Annotated in this window: 17 protein-coding genes; 15 read left to right on the forward strand and 2 right to left on the reverse strand. The window is 50.9% G+C overall.

All coding sequences use genetic code 11. The features are described 5' to 3' along the window. Positions 1 to 12 precede the first annotated feature (12 nt). Positions 13 to 1389, reverse strand: a complete 1377-nt coding sequence (locus E4P32_RS17610; protein ID WP_116436508.1) for a phosphomannomutase/phosphoglucomutase — start codon at positions 1387 to 1389, stop codon at positions 13 to 15. Between the two features lie 31 nt (positions 1390 to 1420). Further along, positions 1421 to 2518: a glycosyltransferase gene (locus tag E4P32_RS17615; protein ID WP_116436509.1), complete on the reverse strand. Its 1098-nt coding sequence runs from the start codon at positions 2516 to 2518 to the stop codon at positions 1421 to 1423. A 305-nt stretch (positions 2519 to 2823) separates the two neighbouring features. Between E4P32_RS17615 and rfaH the strand changes: the two genes are divergently transcribed. The 15 genes from rfaH to E4P32_RS17690 all read left to right on the forward strand — a co-directional run bounded on the left by rfaH (position 2824) and on the right by E4P32_RS17690 (position 16222). Continuing rightward, entirely contained in the window at positions 2824 to 3318 is a 495-nt protein-coding gene (gene rfaH / locus E4P32_RS17620) for a transcription/translation regulatory transformer protein RfaH (RefSeq protein ID WP_116436510.1), read from the forward strand. Positions 3319 to 3547: 229 nt separating this feature from the next. Then, positions 3548 to 3916, forward strand: a complete 369-nt coding sequence (locus tag E4P32_RS17625) for a MarR family EPS-associated transcriptional regulator (protein ID WP_116436511.1) — start codon at positions 3548 to 3550, stop codon at positions 3914 to 3916. A 45-nt stretch (positions 3917 to 3961) separates the two neighbouring features. Further along, positions 3962 to 4939 carry a GDP-L-fucose synthase gene (locus E4P32_RS17630; protein ID WP_116436512.1) on the forward strand — a complete coding sequence of 326 codons (978 nt, stop codon included), beginning with the start codon at positions 3962 to 3964 and terminating at the stop codon, positions 4937 to 4939. Positions 4940 to 4955: 16 nt separating this feature from the next. Next, positions 4956 to 6050, forward strand: coding sequence for a GDP-mannose 4,6-dehydratase (gene gmd / locus E4P32_RS17635; RefSeq protein ID WP_116436513.1), 1095 nt, complete (start codon positions 4956 to 4958; stop codon positions 6048 to 6050). A 4-nt stretch (positions 6051 to 6054) separates the two neighbouring features. Beyond that, positions 6055 to 6423, forward strand: coding sequence for an FdtA/QdtA family cupin domain-containing protein (locus E4P32_RS17640; protein WP_116436514.1), 369 nt, complete (start codon positions 6055 to 6057; stop codon positions 6421 to 6423). After that, on the forward strand, positions 6416 to 7525 hold the full coding sequence (locus E4P32_RS17645; RefSeq protein WP_233526768.1) for a DegT/DnrJ/EryC1/StrS family aminotransferase: 1110 nt from the start codon (positions 6416 to 6418) through the stop codon (positions 7523 to 7525). The genes E4P32_RS17640 and E4P32_RS17645 overlap by 8 nt, the downstream gene beginning before the upstream one ends. Further along, positions 7522 to 8409, forward strand: coding sequence for an ABC transporter permease (locus E4P32_RS17650; RefSeq protein ID WP_116436515.1), 888 nt, complete (start codon positions 7522 to 7524; stop codon positions 8407 to 8409). Before E4P32_RS17645 ends, E4P32_RS17650 begins: the two co-directional genes overlap by 4 nt. A gap of 9 nt (positions 8410 to 8418) precedes the next feature. Further along, entirely contained in the window at positions 8419 to 9711 is a 1293-nt protein-coding gene (locus tag E4P32_RS17655; protein ID WP_116436516.1) for an ABC transporter ATP-binding protein, read from the forward strand. A gap of 18 nt (positions 9712 to 9729) precedes the next feature. Continuing rightward, a complete protein-coding gene (locus tag E4P32_RS17660) occupies positions 9730 to 10710 on the forward strand; it encodes an NAD-dependent 4,6-dehydratase LegB (RefSeq protein WP_116436517.1) in 981 nt (326 codons plus the stop codon). After that, on the forward strand, positions 10703 to 11416 hold the full coding sequence (locus E4P32_RS17665; RefSeq protein WP_116436518.1) for a sugar phosphate nucleotidyltransferase: 714 nt from the start codon (positions 10703 to 10705) through the stop codon (positions 11414 to 11416). Before E4P32_RS17660 ends, E4P32_RS17665 begins: the two co-directional genes overlap by 8 nt. Beyond that, on the forward strand, positions 11376 to 12263 hold the full coding sequence (locus tag E4P32_RS17670; RefSeq protein ID WP_199525699.1) for an NAD(P)-dependent oxidoreductase: 888 nt from the start codon (positions 11376 to 11378) through the stop codon (positions 12261 to 12263). The genes E4P32_RS17665 and E4P32_RS17670 overlap by 41 nt, the downstream gene beginning before the upstream one ends. After that, on the forward strand, positions 12256 to 13326 hold the full coding sequence (locus tag E4P32_RS17675; protein WP_116436520.1) for a radical SAM protein: 1071 nt from the start codon (positions 12256 to 12258) through the stop codon (positions 13324 to 13326). Before E4P32_RS17670 ends, E4P32_RS17675 begins: the two co-directional genes overlap by 8 nt. Positions 13327 to 13340: 14 nt before the next feature. Then, positions 13341 to 14525, forward strand: coding sequence for an acyltransferase (locus E4P32_RS17680; protein ID WP_135008760.1), 1185 nt, complete (start codon positions 13341 to 13343; stop codon positions 14523 to 14525). Between the two features lie 18 nt (positions 14526 to 14543). Continuing rightward, positions 14544 to 15560 carry an N-acetylneuraminate synthase family protein gene (locus tag E4P32_RS17685; protein ID WP_116436522.1) on the forward strand — a complete coding sequence of 339 codons (1017 nt, stop codon included), beginning with the start codon at positions 14544 to 14546 and terminating at the stop codon, positions 15558 to 15560. Continuing rightward, positions 15557 to 16222, forward strand: coding sequence for an acylneuraminate cytidylyltransferase (locus E4P32_RS17690; protein ID WP_116436523.1), 666 nt, complete (start codon positions 15557 to 15559; stop codon positions 16220 to 16222). Before E4P32_RS17685 ends, E4P32_RS17690 begins: the two co-directional genes overlap by 4 nt. Positions 16223 to 16236: the final 14 nt, after the last annotated feature.

A 16236-nucleotide genomic window follows, 5' to 3' on the forward strand; every position in this document is an offset into this window, starting at 1 on the left:
ATCTTACCCCTTTCAAAAGGGCAAGGCTACATCCGGCCGGGCCGCCAGGATCACGCGCCGGAACTCATCCTGGATGCGCGCCAGCGCTTCCCCGGTTTCGGCCTCGAAGCGCAACACCACGACCGGAGTGGTGTTGGATGAGCGCATCAGGCCGAAGCCGTCGGCGTACTCGATGCGCAGGCCGTCGATCGTGATGATCTGTTCGGCGCCGGGGAATTTTGCATCGTTTTGCAATTTGCCGATCAGGGCGAAGTTCTCGCCCTCCTGCAGCTTCAACTGCAATTCGGGCGTGCTGATCGATTGCGGCAAGGCGTTCAGCACGGCCGACGGATCGGCTTCGCGGCTGAGCAGCTCCAACAGGCGCGCACCGGCATACAGGCCGTCGTCGAAGCCGTACCAGCGATCCTTGAAGAACACGTGCCCGCTCATCTCGCCGCCCAGCGGCGCGCCGGTTTCGCGCAGCTTGGCCTTGACCAGCGAATGGCCGGTCTTCCACATCAGAGGCTGACCGCCACGCGCGCTGATCCATGGCGCCAGGTGGCGCGTGCATTTGACGTCGTACAGGATTTCGCGGCCCGGATGGCGCGTGAGCACATCGGCAGCGAACAGCATCAGTTGCCGGTCCGGATAAATGATCTGGCCGTCCCTGGTCACCACGCCGAGACGGTCACCGTCGCCGTCGAAGGCCAGGCCGATCTCGTTGTCGGTTTCCTGCAGGCAGCGGATCAGGTCCTGCAGGTTTTCCGGATGGGCCGGATCAGGATGATGATTGGGGAAGGTGCCGTCGACTTCGCAGAACAGTTCGGTGACTTCACAACCTAGCGCACGGTATAGCTCGCCGGCGAATGCTCCGGCCACACCGTTGCCGCAATCGATGGCGATCTTCATCGGACGCGCCAGTTTGGCGTCGCCGACGATGCGGTCGATGTACTGCTTGCGGATGTCATGGGTGCGGTACGTGCCGGCGCCGCTGGTGAATGCGTTCTTCACGATGGCCTGGTACAAGGCCTGGATGGTTTCGCCGTGAATCGCTTCGCCTGCCAGCACCATCTTGAAACCGTTGTAGTCGGGCGGATTGTGGCTGCCGGTGACCATCACGCCCGATTGCGTGCCCAGCACGTGCGTGCCGAAATACACCATTGGCGTGGCCACCACGCCGAGGTCGATGACGTCGATGCCGACCGATTGCAGCCCGGCGGCCAGCGCGGCTGTCAGTTCAGGACCGGACAGCCGGCCGTCGCGGCCGATCACGACTGCGGTCTGGCCCTTGGCCAACGCGGCGCTGCCAAAGGCTTGGCCGATCTGGCGGGCGACATCGGCATTGAGGGTCTGGCCAACGATGCCGCGGATGTCGTAGGCTTTAAAGATGGAGGAAGATACTGTTGGCATGAGTCGAAGCTTTGCAGAAGGAGAAAAAACGCTACTTGTTTCTTTTTTTGAAAATCATCCAGCGTGGCGCTTTGAAACGGACGATGCGCGCATACAGCCACAAATACGTTGCAATGAAAACCAGAGCGCACACCATCAACGCTCCCGTATGCCTCCAGAATAGAGTTGCGGGGACGACGGCCAGCAAGGACAGTATCCAAAGATAGGGAGACGTCATTGAGTTGCGACGCGTCAAGGCGCGAGCATCCTCCCGACCTACCGCCCAAAGTACCACCCGGCGAAAAATCAAACTGTGCAAATGAATGCCGTCCGGCATGCCGGGGGATTTACCACGCAAGAAAATGCGTCGATATGCGGAAAAAAGTGTCTCAAAAACCGGGTAAATCAACAAGAGCAAGGCATACCACGACGAAACTTCGGGATTGCGCATGACGAGCAGAATGGACAGTTCTCCAAGGATAAAGCCAAGGAAATACGCCCCACCATCGCCCAGGAAAATCATCCCGGCAGGGAAATTCCAGATAAAGAATCCGGCGGTAGCACCTGCGACGATCAGGGCAACGACCAAGACGAAAACATCATTCACCTGCAGTGCTACATATCCGAGCGACAAGAGCATGCAAATGGTGACTACGCTGGCCAGCCCGTTGAAACCATCAATGATGTTTACCGCGTGCGCAACACCGGCAACGGCAAATACCGTCAGCGGCAGCGTGATCCACATCGACTGAATAATCCATTCGCCGTAGCCCCAATGCAAATGTTGAATCTTGGCATCAAGCAGAAAATACCCCAGCACGGCCGCGATCAGGGTCAAACCCAAGCGACGCGTCGGACTGACTTTGCGCGTGAAATCTTCAACGATGCCGCCGGCAAAGGCGACCGAAGAGCATATCAGCAGAAGACCGATTTCAACGCCCAGTTGATGTGATTTCCAGACGGAAATGGCGCTGCTTGCGATGACCGTGGCGAAAATGCAGAGTCCGCCGATGCGAGGAACGGCATGCGTGTGCACTTTTTGAACACCGTCCAGGTCTACATCCAGCCCGGCACCGTGAAAATGGGCATGGCGGATCACCAACAAGGTAAGAATGGCGCAGATGACGAAGCTAATAAGAAAAGATGACATAAATGAAATTCATTGGGGTACTGGGTATGTAGACGCCTTGCCCCCACGATAGTCTCGCCAGGAAAGGTGCGATTATATCTCCCCCCTTCCCCCCACGATTCGATTCTCTTCCTCGAATAAATCAAAAATCATTTGGACCGCAGCGATATTTGGGGACCAGACAATCTTGAAAACCGTTAGCTTGCTCCCGCAGCCGTTACCGCCGGTCACTCCCTCAAGACAAGAAAGGCCGTCCTTTCGTTGTTAGTACACAACTGAATCGGTAAAATACAGCCCTTAAAGCGTCGAACAAGGGGACAGTCAACATGCGTTGGTATCTGATTCACACGAAGCCAAGGCAGGAAAAGCTCGCGCGGGAGAACCTTGAACGGCAGGGCTACACCTGCTATCTCCCGTTGTTACCGACAGAAAAATTTCTTCGAGGAAAACTTACGATTTCCGCAGAACCTCTTTTCCCTCGTTATTTGTTCATTCGGCTAGATCACGGCGGTACTGCAAAAAGCTGGAGTCCGATCAGATCGACCAAAGGAGTAAGCAGGTTGGTCACTTTCGGTACAAAGCCGGCCATCGTCAGTGATGCTTTAATTGATGTATTGAAGTCATTGGAAGCTGCCAAGCAGCAACCTCAACCTCTGTTCTTGCCAGGGGAACGAGTGCGCTTGACCAGCGGCGCCTTCACCGGCGTCGAAGGCATCTATCAGATGAGCGATGGCGAAAATCGCGCCATGGTGCTCATTGAAGTGTTGAGCCGGCCGGTGCAAATGCAGGTTGCCCCTGGGAATCTATCCAAAACGAGCTGATCCGTCAAAAATACGCACGGCTCTTTACATCAAGACCTATGGTTTTGTAAAGAAACGTCATCCGCCCTTCCGTGCATCCCTCAGGCAGCAATCCGTTCATCTCATGAACAGCCTCTATATTCCCGTATAATAACTAGTTCGATTTTTTAACCATCCAACATGCGCATGCCGATCGTGACACGGTATGGCGGTAGCGTGCCCAAACGTCTCATTTTTCATTTGCTCAGGTATGACGAACCGCCGCGCCGAATTTCAAGAAGATGTTCAGTTCCAGGTATTGCAGCGCTTGCAGGAAAATCCTGGCTTGAGCCAGCGCAGCATGGCGAAGGAACTTAACATCAGCCTTGGTAGTGTTAATTTTTGCTTTCAGGCATTGATGGAAAAAGGGTGGGTCAAAGCGCAAAATTTCAGCCAAAACTGCAACAAGCTGGGTTATGTCTATTTATTAACGCCTTCCGGTATCGCAGAAAAATCGAAACTGACAACTCGCTTTCTAAAACGCAAACTCGAAGAATATGAAACGCTGCGACAAGAAATAGAACAGCTCAAAGAGCAACTTGAAGCCGAACTACCTGACGACTCCAGGCAAGCCAGCTAAGCACCTGAATAAGCAAGCATCTACACAATATCGCCGCGGAGATTTATGCCCTCATCCCCAAAAATTTATGTTGCAGGACACCGAGGAATGGTCGGTTCCGCCATCATTCGCACTCTGCAACAGCAAGGTCACAGCAATATCGTGACACGCACGCATGAGCAACTGGACCTGACCGAACAAGCTGCAGTACGTGCATTCTTTGAGTCCGAGAAGCCCGATCAGGTTTATCTTGCCGCCGCCAAGGTTGGCGGCATCCATGCAAACAATACGTATCCTGCGGAATTCATTTATCAGAATCTGATGATGGAAGCCAACCTCATCGAGACGGCGTTTCGTAACAACGTTAAGAAACTGCTGTTTCTGGGTTCGAGCTGCATCTATCCCAAGCTGGTGCCGCAGCCGATGCGAGAAGACGCCCTTCTTACTGGTACGCTGGAATCGACCAACGAACCCTACGCCGTCGCGAAGATTGCAGGCATCAAATTGTGCGAAAGCTATAACCGCCAATACGGCGCAAGCCACGGCATCGACTATCGCAGCGTCATGCCGACCAATCTGTACGGTCCCGGCGACAATTACCACCCGGAAAATTCCCATGTGATCCCGGCGCTGATCCGCCGTTTTCATGAAGCAAAAGTCAACCTCGCTCCAAGCGTGGCGATCTGGGGCACCGGCACGCCAAAACGTGAATTCCTGTATGTCGACGACATGGCGCTGGCCAGTGTCCATGTCATGAATCTCGACAAGGCGATTTACGACCAACATACCACTCCGATGCTGAGCCACATCAACGTCGGCTACGGTGACGATGTCACCATCCGCGAACTCGCGGAACTCGTCGGCAAGACGATCGGCTATCAAGGGAAAATCGAGTTCGACTCCAGCAAACCAGACGGCACGCCGCGCAAGCTGATGGACAGCTCGCGGCTCAATGCGTTGGGCTGGAAAGCCAATGTAGCACTGGCCGACGGACTCGCCTCGGCATATCAGGATTTTTTAAAAATAGAGTCAGCCCGTAGATAAAGGAAATAAACAAATCATGACAGCAAAACCAAAAGTCGCGCTCATTACGGGCATCACCGGTCAGGATGGCGCCTATCTTGCAGAACTGCTGCTCGACAAGGGCTATATCGTTCACGGCATCAAGCGCCGCACCAGCTTGTTCAACACCGATCGCATCGACCATCTCTATCAGGACCGTCACGAAAAAGGCGTGCGCTTTTTCCTGCATCATGGCGACATGACCGATTCGTCGTCCCTGGTCCGCATCATGCAACAAACTCAGCCTGATGAAGTCTACAATCTGGCGGCGCAAAGCCACGTAGCCGTCAGCTTTGAAGAACCCGAATACACGGCAAATTCGGATGGCCTCGGCGTACTGCGCCTGCTGGAAGCAATTCGCATCCTTGGTCTGGAAAAGAAGACCCGTTTCTACCAGGCCAGCACCTCGGAACTATACGGTCTGGTGCAAGAAATTCCGCAAAAGGAAACAACACCGTTCTACCCTCGCAGCCCCTACGCTGTCGCCAAAATGTATGGCTACTGGATTGTCGTCAACTATCGCGAAGCCTACGGCATCTACGCTTGCAACGGCATCCTGTTCAATCACGAATCGCCGCTCCGCGGGGAAACCTTCGTCACTCGCAAAATCACCCGTGCATTGGCGCGAATCAAACTTGGTCTGCAAGAATGCCTGTACCTCGGCAACCTTGATGCGAAACGCGATTGGGGCCACGCCAAAGACTACGTTGAAATGCAATGGCTGATGCTGCAGCAGGAAAAACCGGAAGATTTCGTCATCGCCACCGGCGTGCAATACAGCGTGCGCGATTTCGTGAATATCGCCGCCCAGGAATTGGGCATCCAGTTCCGCTGGGAAGGCCAAGGCGTGGACGAAAAGGGTTACGACGCCAATGGTGTCTGCCGTGTCGCAGTGGATCCTCGCTACTTCCGTCCGACCGAAGTCGAAACGCTGCTGGGCGATCCGACCAAAGCCAAGGAAAAGCTTGGCTGGACACCGCTTACGTCATTCAACGATCTGGTCTCTGAAATGGTGCGTGAAGACCTGAAGGCTGCTGAACGCGACGAACTAGTCAAGAAGCATGGCTACAAAACCATGGACTACAAAGAGTAAGCTTATGGCACGTTTTACCATTCTGAATCTACCGACGTTCACCGATCCCCGCGGCTCTCTGACAGTATTGGAAGACGCCTTGCCGTTCAAGGCGGTCCGAACATACTGGATTTATGGTGCGGACGGGCAAACGCGTGGCGGTCATCGCCACACGCATACGCGCCAGGCCCTTGTTGCTATCAGCGGCACTGTCACCATCTTCATGAACGACGGCATCCGAGCCGACACCGTTGAACTGAATCACCCCAGCCAATGCCTCCTGGTAGAACCCAAGGATTGGCACACGATGACGTTCGGCCCCGGCTCCGTGCTATTGGTCATGTCTTCACATACCTACGATCGCAGCGAATATATCGATACGCCTTATGAATAATATGCAGATGATTGAGTATGAAAGTCTTGGTCTCTCCAACGCCGCTTTTATGGAAGACATGGAAGCGGCGGCAACACGGGTGATCCGATCCGGCTGGTACGTCATGGGCAAGGAAGTCAGCAGCTTCGAGGCTGAATTCGCCGAATTCATTGGTGCGAAGCATTGCATCGGTGTCGCCAATGGGTTGGATGCATTGATCCTGTCGATCGAAGCTCTGGATCTGCCCAAAGGTAGCGACATTCTGGTCGCTTCAAATACTTATATCGCCACGATTCTCGCCATTCTGCGCGCAGGCCATCAGCCGGTTCTGGTCGAACCCGAACTGGCAACTTTCAATATGGATCCGGCGCTCTTGCCCTGCGCCATGACCAACAAGACCCGCGCAATTTGTGTCACCCATCTGTTCGGAAAAGTCTGCCGCATGGATGCGATTGCCGCATTCGCCAACGAGCATGGTCTGAAAATCATTGAAGATTGCGCGCAGTCGCACGGCGCCAAACTGCAGGGACGAATGAGCGGCACTTTCGGCAACGCGGGCTGCTTCAGTTTTTACCCTACAAAAAATCTAGGTGCGCTCGGCGATGCCGGCGCCATCACCACGGATGACGACGAACTGGCGGACAAGTTGCGACACCTGCGCAACTACGGCTCGAAACAAAAATACGTCAATCGCTACGTCGGCATCAATTCGCGACTGGATGAATTGCAGGCAGCCTTCTTGCGCGTCAAATTGAAACACCTTGACGCCATGACCGAACACAAGCGCATGCTCGCTGCAATCTACGATGAGCACTTGCCGGCATGGGTGCAAAAGCCGCTGCGGCGTGATGATGAATTCGATGTCTTCCACATCTACGGGATCCGGCATCCATCACGCGATGCCCTGCGTCAGTATTTGCTGGATAACGGCGTCAAAACCGAAGTGCACTACCCAATCCCGCCACATCATCAGGAAGCCATGAAGGGCATCCTGGCAGGTGTTTATCCGATTGCGGAAGAGCAGCATGCAACGGAATTGAGCTTGCCGATCTCGAACGGCCATATGGCGGACGACATTCGACGGGTATGCGACGTGATCAGTGACTTTGAAAATATAAAATGACCGATCACAAGGAAATTCCCTCATTTCATTCCGATGGCCAGACCGAAGAACAGTGGGATGTCATTATTGAACCTCGCGGAAAAATCGCTCACATCGACTTGGCGTCGGTTTGGCGTTATCGCGATTTGATATGGATGTTTTTCAAACGTGACTTCATCACGTTTTACAAACAAACCGTACTTGGTCCTCTGTGGTATTTGATCCAGCCGATTGTCACTGCGACAACTTATTACATCGTCTTCGGAAAGATAGCGAATTTATCGACGAATGGCCTTCCACCATTTCTTTTTTATATATCTGGCATCGTTTTATGGTCTTATTTTTCGGCATGCCTGACCAATAACTCAGAAGTTTTCTCAAAAAACTCCTCACTATTTAGCAAGGTGTATTTCCCTCGCCTTGTAGTGCCGATTTCGGTCGCCATGAGCGGTCTGGTCGCATTGGCCATTCAGTTCTTATTGCTGATTCTGGTCAGTACAATATTTGCCATCCAGGGAACAGCCCCTCTCAATCTTCTCGGGTTGCTATATGTCCCATTGCTAGTGCTCTACATTGCGGTTCTCGGTATGGGAACCGGACTAATTGTCTCTGCAATGACGGTACGTTTCAGAGATCTTGTATTCGCGGTCGGTTTTGCAACGCAGCTGTGGATGTATGCAACGCCGGTTGTCTATCCGTTTGGACAAATTCCTGAGAGGTACCAATGGTTTTATTACCTCAATCCCATGACGTCGCCCATTGAAACATTGCGCGCGACGTTATATGGAGCGCCTGCTGTCAAAACAGAAATATGGATTTCGAACCTGGCGATAACAGCAGCACTCCTGGTTGCAGGATTAGTTCTGTTTTCAAAGGCAGAGTCAAACGCTATGGATACGGTGTAACGAAGAGTCATGACCAACGACATTGTCATCAGTGCGCAGCACGTTAGTAAAGAATATCGCCTAGGCGTCATCAATCACGGCACCCTGTATCGCGACTTGCAAAGCTGGTGGGCTAAACGTAGAGGCAAAGAAGATCCGAATGCAGAAATAAAAGATTTCGCACGCGACAAACGTGAACGTACACGGATTAATGGAGATCTGTTCCATGCGCTGGACGATGTTTCGTTCAACATCCGTCAAGGAGACGTCGTCGGGCTGGTCGGAAAAAATGGAGCAGGAAAATCCACGCTGCTAAAGATCATTTCCCGTATCACGTCTCCGACGTCAGGAAATATCCGCATACGCGGACGCATCGCCAGTCTGTTGGAAGTGGGTACCGGTTTTCATCCTGAATTAAGCGGCCGTGAAAATGTATACCTGAATGGTGCGATTCTTGGAATGAGCAGAAGAGAAGTCGCTTCAAAATTCGAAGAAATTGTCGAGTTCTCCGAGATTGGCGGCTTCATTGATACCCCCGTAAAACGCTACTCATCAGGCATGTACGTCAGACTTGCATTTTCTGTCGCGGCACATCTTGAACCAGAGATTCTATTGATTGACGAGGTTCTGGCTGTCGGTGATGCCAACTTTCAAAAAAAATGTTTGGGGCGAATGAGTGAGGTCAGCAAAGATGGCCGCACCATTCTCTTTGTCAGTCATAACATGACCGCTATCAGCAGTATCTGCCCTACTTCTATTTTCATGAATGATGGTCGTGTCGAAGGCATTGGTGACTCCAGCGACATCATTCAAAGCTACTTGTCATCCGGACAGACAGGCAACAACGGTGTCTATTCAGTCCCCCCCGAACAGCTGGACGGCAAAGCGGTGATATTCCATGTCGCGATTCTGGACCAAGACGGCTTGGAAACCGGCACAGTTGAATTGACGAAAGAATTTTCCATTGCCGTTTGCTATGAACTGCGCGAATCACTATCTGGCCTTAGTGTGGGCTTGCAAATCATGGGAGAAGATGGATACACCAGTATCTACAGTCTCTCCGATCCGGAACTTGACCCCTCCAGACTCGACGCAAGAATGCCAGGAAGATACCGATCCGTCGTGAAATTTCCTGTGTGCGCACTAAACACTGGCGCGTTTTATATCCGAGTAGGCATCTCCTCAAGATTTTCGATTTACTCCGTCGTCGAAGGGTTCCGCTTCGAAGTATCGGACAGTGTCGGCATTATCCAAATGCTAGGACAGTCCCGAAAGCCCTCGATATCTGCACTGCAATTACCTTGGCAAATTGAACGTCAATAGCATTTGGAAATACATTTTATGAAAGCTGTACTTATCACAGGAGCCGATGGCTTCATTGGCTCACATCTCGCGGAGACATTGGTTACTGCGGGAGTTAAGGTCCGAGCTCTTTGCCAATACAATTCGTTTGGCAGTTGGGGATGGCTGGATCAATCGCCGCTCGCCAGTCAAATGGAAATCGTGCTTGGCGATGTGCGAGATCCAACTCAGATGCGAACAATCTGCAAAGGCGTTGATACGGTCTTTCACCTTGCGGCACTTATCGCCATTCCTTATTCGTATCAAGCAAGCTCCAGTTATGTCGACACCAATGTGCAAGGGACGTTGAACATGATGCAAGCCGCGCTTGAAGCTGGTGTTGACAAAGTAATTCAAACTTCGACCAGTGAAGTCTACGGGACGGCAAGATATGTCCCGATAGATGAAGCTCATCCACTGCAAGCGCAATCTCCCTATTCAGCGACAAAAATTGGTGCTGATGCAGTCGCCTACAGCTATTTCTCAAGCTTCAATTTACCAGTAACAATCGCGCGGCCATTTAATACTTATGGCCCACGGCAATCGGCTCGTGCAGTGATTCCGACTGTCATTACGCAATTGCTTACGGGACAACGCAACCTTAAACTCGGTAGCCTTTCACCGACACGCGACTTCAATTTCGTGCGAGATACCTGCGCCGGCTTCATTGCGTTGGCCAACTGTGCCAACACTTCCGGCGAAACAATCAATATTGGATCTGGAACAGAAATTTCGATCGGCGATACGGTAAATATGATTGCCCGACTGATCGGAGCAGAAATTGAAATTGAATGCGATGAACAGAGACTGCGCCCGGCAAATAGCGAAGTCGAACGCCTCTGCTGCGATAACCGCAAAATTCAAACGCTGACTAATTTTTCACCTTCCGTTGCACTTGAGCAAGGATTGCAAGAAACAATCGACTGGTTGTCCATCCCAGAAAACCTGAAACGTTATAAAGCGGATATCTTCAATGTCTAAACGTGCAGTCATTCTCGCCGGCGGAAAAGGAACGCGCCTGCGTCCTTACACAGTCGTACTCCCAAAGCCGCTAATGCCAATTGGCGAATTTCCGATTCTGGAAGTCATCATTCGGCAGTTGGTGAAGTCCGGATTCACTCACATCACGCTGGCAGTAAATCATCAGGCAGAAATCATCAAAGCTTTTTTCCAAGATGGGGAGCGCTGGGGAATTCGCATTGACTACTCGCTGGAAACCAGTCCGCTAGGAACAATGGGGCCACTGCGCCTGATTAAGGATTTGCCCGAGAACTTCCTGGTCATGAACGGAGACATCCTGACAGATCTGAATTTTTCCAACTTCTACGATTCGCACGTGCAATCGAAGCATGTCTTTACCATTTCTTCGATGCGCCGCCAGCATCTTATTGATTATGGCGTATTGGACACAAGTAGCGCGGGTGTTCTTACCGGTTTCAGAGAAAAGCCCTCTGTTGATTATGAAGTCAGTATGGGAGTATATATGCTCAGCGCGGAGGCATTACAGCTCATCCCGGTCAATGCTCCTTTCGGTTTCGATGGGCTAATGCTGAAGCTGCTCGAATTGAACCGTGAAGTAAACGTTCGCGCCTTTAGCGGATATTGGCTTGATATCGGGCGTCCGGATGACTACGCTAAAGCCATAGATGAATTTGAAAATACGAGAGCCCGTTTCCTCGATGATTGATGTCATTGTCACCGGCGCGTCCGGCTTCATCGGGCAAGCACTCTGTGATCGCCTCGAACAAGACGGTCTTTCGGTACTGCGTGTGGCGCATCGACACGGCTGCGTAAGTGAGGCAGCTACTTGGAATGCACTACCGAAGGCAGGAACTGTCATGCATTTGGCTGGTCGCAGCTATGTGCCGCAAAGCTGGCAAGAGTCCGCCGATTTTATGCGCATCAACGTAGTCGGCACGGAACAAGCCCTGGCTTATTGCCGCAACAACGACGCATCTTTGGTGTTTGCCAGTGCATACGTCTACGGCATACCTGAAAAATTGCCGATACGAGAGTCGGATCGTACTGCACCGAATAATCCTTACGCGTTGTCAAAACGCCTGGCAGAACAGCTTTGCGAGTTCGCAAGTAAGATCCAAGGTGTTCCAACTACGATTTTGCGTATCTTTAACGTCTTCGGCCCGAAGCAACGCGCAGAATTTTTAATCCCAAGCATCGTCGATCAAGTTCTTAACAAGAAAGAGATCAATGTTTTGGATCTGTCTCCACGACGAGATTATGTCTTCGTCGAGGATGTTGCTGAGGCGTTTGTGAAGGCAATGAAAACACCAAATGGATTTCGCTGCGTCAACGTCGGTTCCGGAATTTCGTATTCGGTGCAAGAAGTGATCGATATCGTGCAGGCGGTCGGCGGGACAAATCTGCCTGTGCGTTCTGCCGCGGTAGAGCGACGACAAGAAATCCCCGATGTACGAGCCGATGTAACAATGGGTCAACAGTTGCTAGGCTGGCAGTCCATAGTGGACTTTCGTAGTGGAATAGAAAGAATTTTATTAGGAGCTGAATGTGAGTGATCGTTATGTGCCCATCAACAAGGGCAACTATTCCATGGACACGGCTGAGCGAGAACAGTTGTTTGAAACATATCGTGGTGAAGGCTGGGAAGCCGAATATGCCGACTATCGCAAGAAATGGAGCGATCTGGCAAAGCAGCAGGTCGTATCTGATTATCCGCTTCTCGTCGATATTGAATTGTCTTCCATCTGCAATTTGCACTGCCCGATGTGCTACACAATCACCGACAAATTCAAGGAACATGTCGACACCACGCGGATGGACTGGGACCTCTATCGAAAAATTATTGATGAGATCGGCGGAAAAGTTCCTGCAATTCGCTTGAGCCTCCGTGGCGAAGCGACACTGCACAAAAAATTTGTTGAGTGCATCAAGTATGCAAAAGACAGTGGTATCAAAGAAGTGTCGACTCTGACTCACGGTGGAAAACTGACGCTTCCTTACTTCGAGCAGATTGTCGATGCTGGAATCGACTGGATTACGATTTCTGCTGATGGAGTTGGTGAAACCTACGAGAAGATTCGCAAGCCAATCAAATTCAACGACATTCTGGATAAGATTAAGGCCATGCAGCAGTTCAAGAAAGAGCGTGGTTTGCATCGCCCAGTGATCAAAGTACAGGGAATTTGGCCCGCAATCAGAGATCATGCGGAAGAATACTACGATACCTTCGCGCCACATGTGGACCTGGTTGCCTTCAATCCACTGATTGACTATCTCGGTAACGATACACACATCGAGTATCTGGAAAATTTCACATGCCCACAACAGTATCAGCGCCTCGTTATTGGTGCGGATGGCTTGGTCATGAAATGCTCAAACGATGAAGAAAATCGCGAGATCATTGGAGACATCAAATCTGAAACGATTCATCAGATCTGGCATGGCGAAAAGATGAGTGCAGTACGGGCCCTGCACAAGCGGGACAGAGGCTTTATGGAGAGTTCTGTCTGTAAAAAATGTTACTTGCCACGGAAAACTGAAGATGAAGCAGCGGAAGTCGGAGGGCGCACATTTACTGTAAAAAACTACGTGTTCCGGATTCAGGTGGTGGGTAAGTAACATTGGCTAACAACGTGTCCATTCCTGCGGAAACAACTTCAGTGATCGAGAGGAAGCGTTACGATCATTTTCAAGTTGCACGAGGTATCGCGTGTTTAATGGTATTTGCGAATCACGTTAGCGGTCTTTTAAGTGAGGGCCTGAATAGTGAAACCACATCCTCTGGTTTCGCACCATTTCTCGTCCCGATGGGTTTCCCTTGGGTATGGTTATTTCTTGTACTGTCTGGGTTCTTGCTGACAAAAGGCTTTGTAATAGGACGCTTCAGCCTCGATAGCGCAGGAATTAAGCACTTCATCATTGCTCGGCTACATCGGCTATTACCGCTACTTTGGTGTGTGAGCGCACTCTGGTTTGCACTTTATATTACCGGGATATGGAGTCCGCACTTACCCGCCTTCGATTGGAAACGGGAAATAGGTGTGGCCTTGGCGTTTCCGTGGCTTCCGTACTTCCAAAGCACAAATGCAATTAGCTCGATGAATAGCCCCGTGTGGAGCGCTATCATTGAAATTCATTATTCACTTCTGCTGCCTTTGCTTTTCGTGTGGATAGGATTGTCCGCAAAAAAAATGAGGTGGATATTAGTTGCATGGGCATTTGGAATTGGTGCTCTGGCTTGCACTATTTTTCTTTTTAAGAGCTGGGATATATTTCCATTGGTATATGGAAATCATCTCTATAACTTGGGATTTTTTATAGCAGGTGGAATATTGTCGCTACGGTCGCCTGGTATTTATATCAAACGATTGCCGTGGTCTATTGTGATCATCTTTACCGTTGCCTCATTGCTGTTCGTCCAATACGAAGCGTTCTTCTACTTGAATGCAACTCTTGCGCTATCCCCACTGCTCATGCTGCCGGTTTGGTGCATTGTTGTTGCGAGATGTGACGATCAATACCAAGCATCCGTTCCGACAAAATTTTCTGGACTTTGGCGAGGAATGAATTTGTTAAGCATTTTAGAAACGCTGGGGATGATGAGCTACTCCCTCTATCTGGCGCACAAGCCGATTAGCTATATTTTGATAGAGAAATTGCATCTAACTCGATGGACCTCGACCATCCCTGAGCTGGTTGTTATGACATTTTTGTGCCTGCTGTTATCCCTGCCGCTCTTTGGGGTTCTGTTCATTTTTATAGAACGCCGCTTCAGGATGCATTCTGCACCACAGTTGACAAACTCTCGAATGATATGACTGGAACACAGGAACACCATGTTTAGACGTTATACAAAAGATCGCTGCTACATCATCGCTGAAATTGGCGGAAACTTTACGACTTTCGAACAAGCCAAACGGCTGATCGACGAAGCAGCCGCCTGTGGCGTGGATGCGGTGAAATTGCAGACTTACCAAGCTGAAACACTATCGAGTCCTGAAGCAATTTTCGACATGGAAAACACCGGTGTCGTGTCTCAGTATGAACTGTTCAAGAAGTATGAAATCAATGAGGCCCTGCATCGCGCAGTATTTGAATATGCGGATAGCAAAGGATTGGATTGGTTCTCGTCCCCATCGCATCAGAATGATGTTGACATGCTGGAACGCTGCGATGTCGGCGCTCACAAGATCGGTTCCGATGACGCAGTCAATTTGCCATTTCTGCGCTATGTTGCCAGCAAAGGTAAACCAGTCATCCTGTCTACCGGCATGTGCACACTTGACGAAGTTGTAGAGTCGGTCAATACAATGCTTGCGGAAGGCAATGAAAAAATCATTCTTTTACATGCCATTACCAGCTATCCAACGCATCCGGAGAACGTCAATCTGCGCGCCATGCAAACCTTGGCGAACACATTCCCGCAACTAGATATCGGCTACTCAGATCACACACTCTCCCCCGTCGCATGCCTTTGTGCAGTCGCGATGGGTGCTCGCGTCATTGAGCGACATTTCACATATGACAAACAAGCAGATGGTCCTGATCATATGCTTTCCGCAGACCCTTCCGAAATGAAATGGCTGGTAGATGCTATTCGATCCTATGAGATCATGCGAGGAAGCGGAATCAAGCGCCCTGCAAATAGTGAGCAAAAAACCCGCAAAAACAACCGAAAGAGTATTGTCGCGGCTCGCGACATACGTGCAGGCGAGCGTATTTCTGAAGTTGATATTGCGATCAAGCGTCCAGGGTATGGTATTGCGCCTAAATACTTCCCGCAGATCATAGGACGCAGCGTTCTTCAAGACATGCCTGCCGGAAGCGTGCTCAACTGGGATCGTCTTACGTGAAACTGGGCATTATCATCCAAGCGCGAATGGGATCATCCCGCCTTCCTGGCAAGGTATTGCGGCTCATAGCCGGAAAACCGTTGCTTGCGCATGTCACAGGCCGACTCAATGGCTTGAAGCATCAGGCCACTATCGTTATCGCGACGTCAACCCAAACTCAGGATGACGCAATTGCTAAATGGTGCGAGCAAACCTGCAGCATTTGTTTCCGAGGATCGGAGTTGGATGTGTTGGATCGATATTTTCAATGCGCCCAGCAATTTGGCTTCAGCCAGGTCGTCCGACTGACAGCTGACAATCCTTTCACAGATATCAACGAGCTCGATCGCCTTATTGAACAGCATCTGGCACAACACAATGATTACACTCATTCTTTTGGCATGATGCCGCTTGGAGTCGGTGCAGAAATAATGACAGTTGATGCACTCCAAACCAGCGCTGTCGAAGGTGTGGCGCCACATCACCGCGAGCACGTCAATGAATTCATTCAAGAAAATCCTGAACGTTTTCGTATTGGTGTTTTAGACGTTCCTGCCTCGAAGAAGGCTCCAGAGCTGCGTATGACTGTCGATACAATTGCCGATTTTGATCATGCATGCCGTCTGGCCGATATCTGCGCGCCGGAGTGGTTAAGTACGGAACGAGCAATTTCTGCATGCTAGCACTTTGCATTGAA

Origin of the sequence: Herbaspirillum sp. 3R11, assembly GCF_004563925.1 — a bacterium.
Classification (GTDB): Bacteria; Pseudomonadota; Gammaproteobacteria; order Burkholderiales; family Burkholderiaceae_D; genus Herbaspirillum.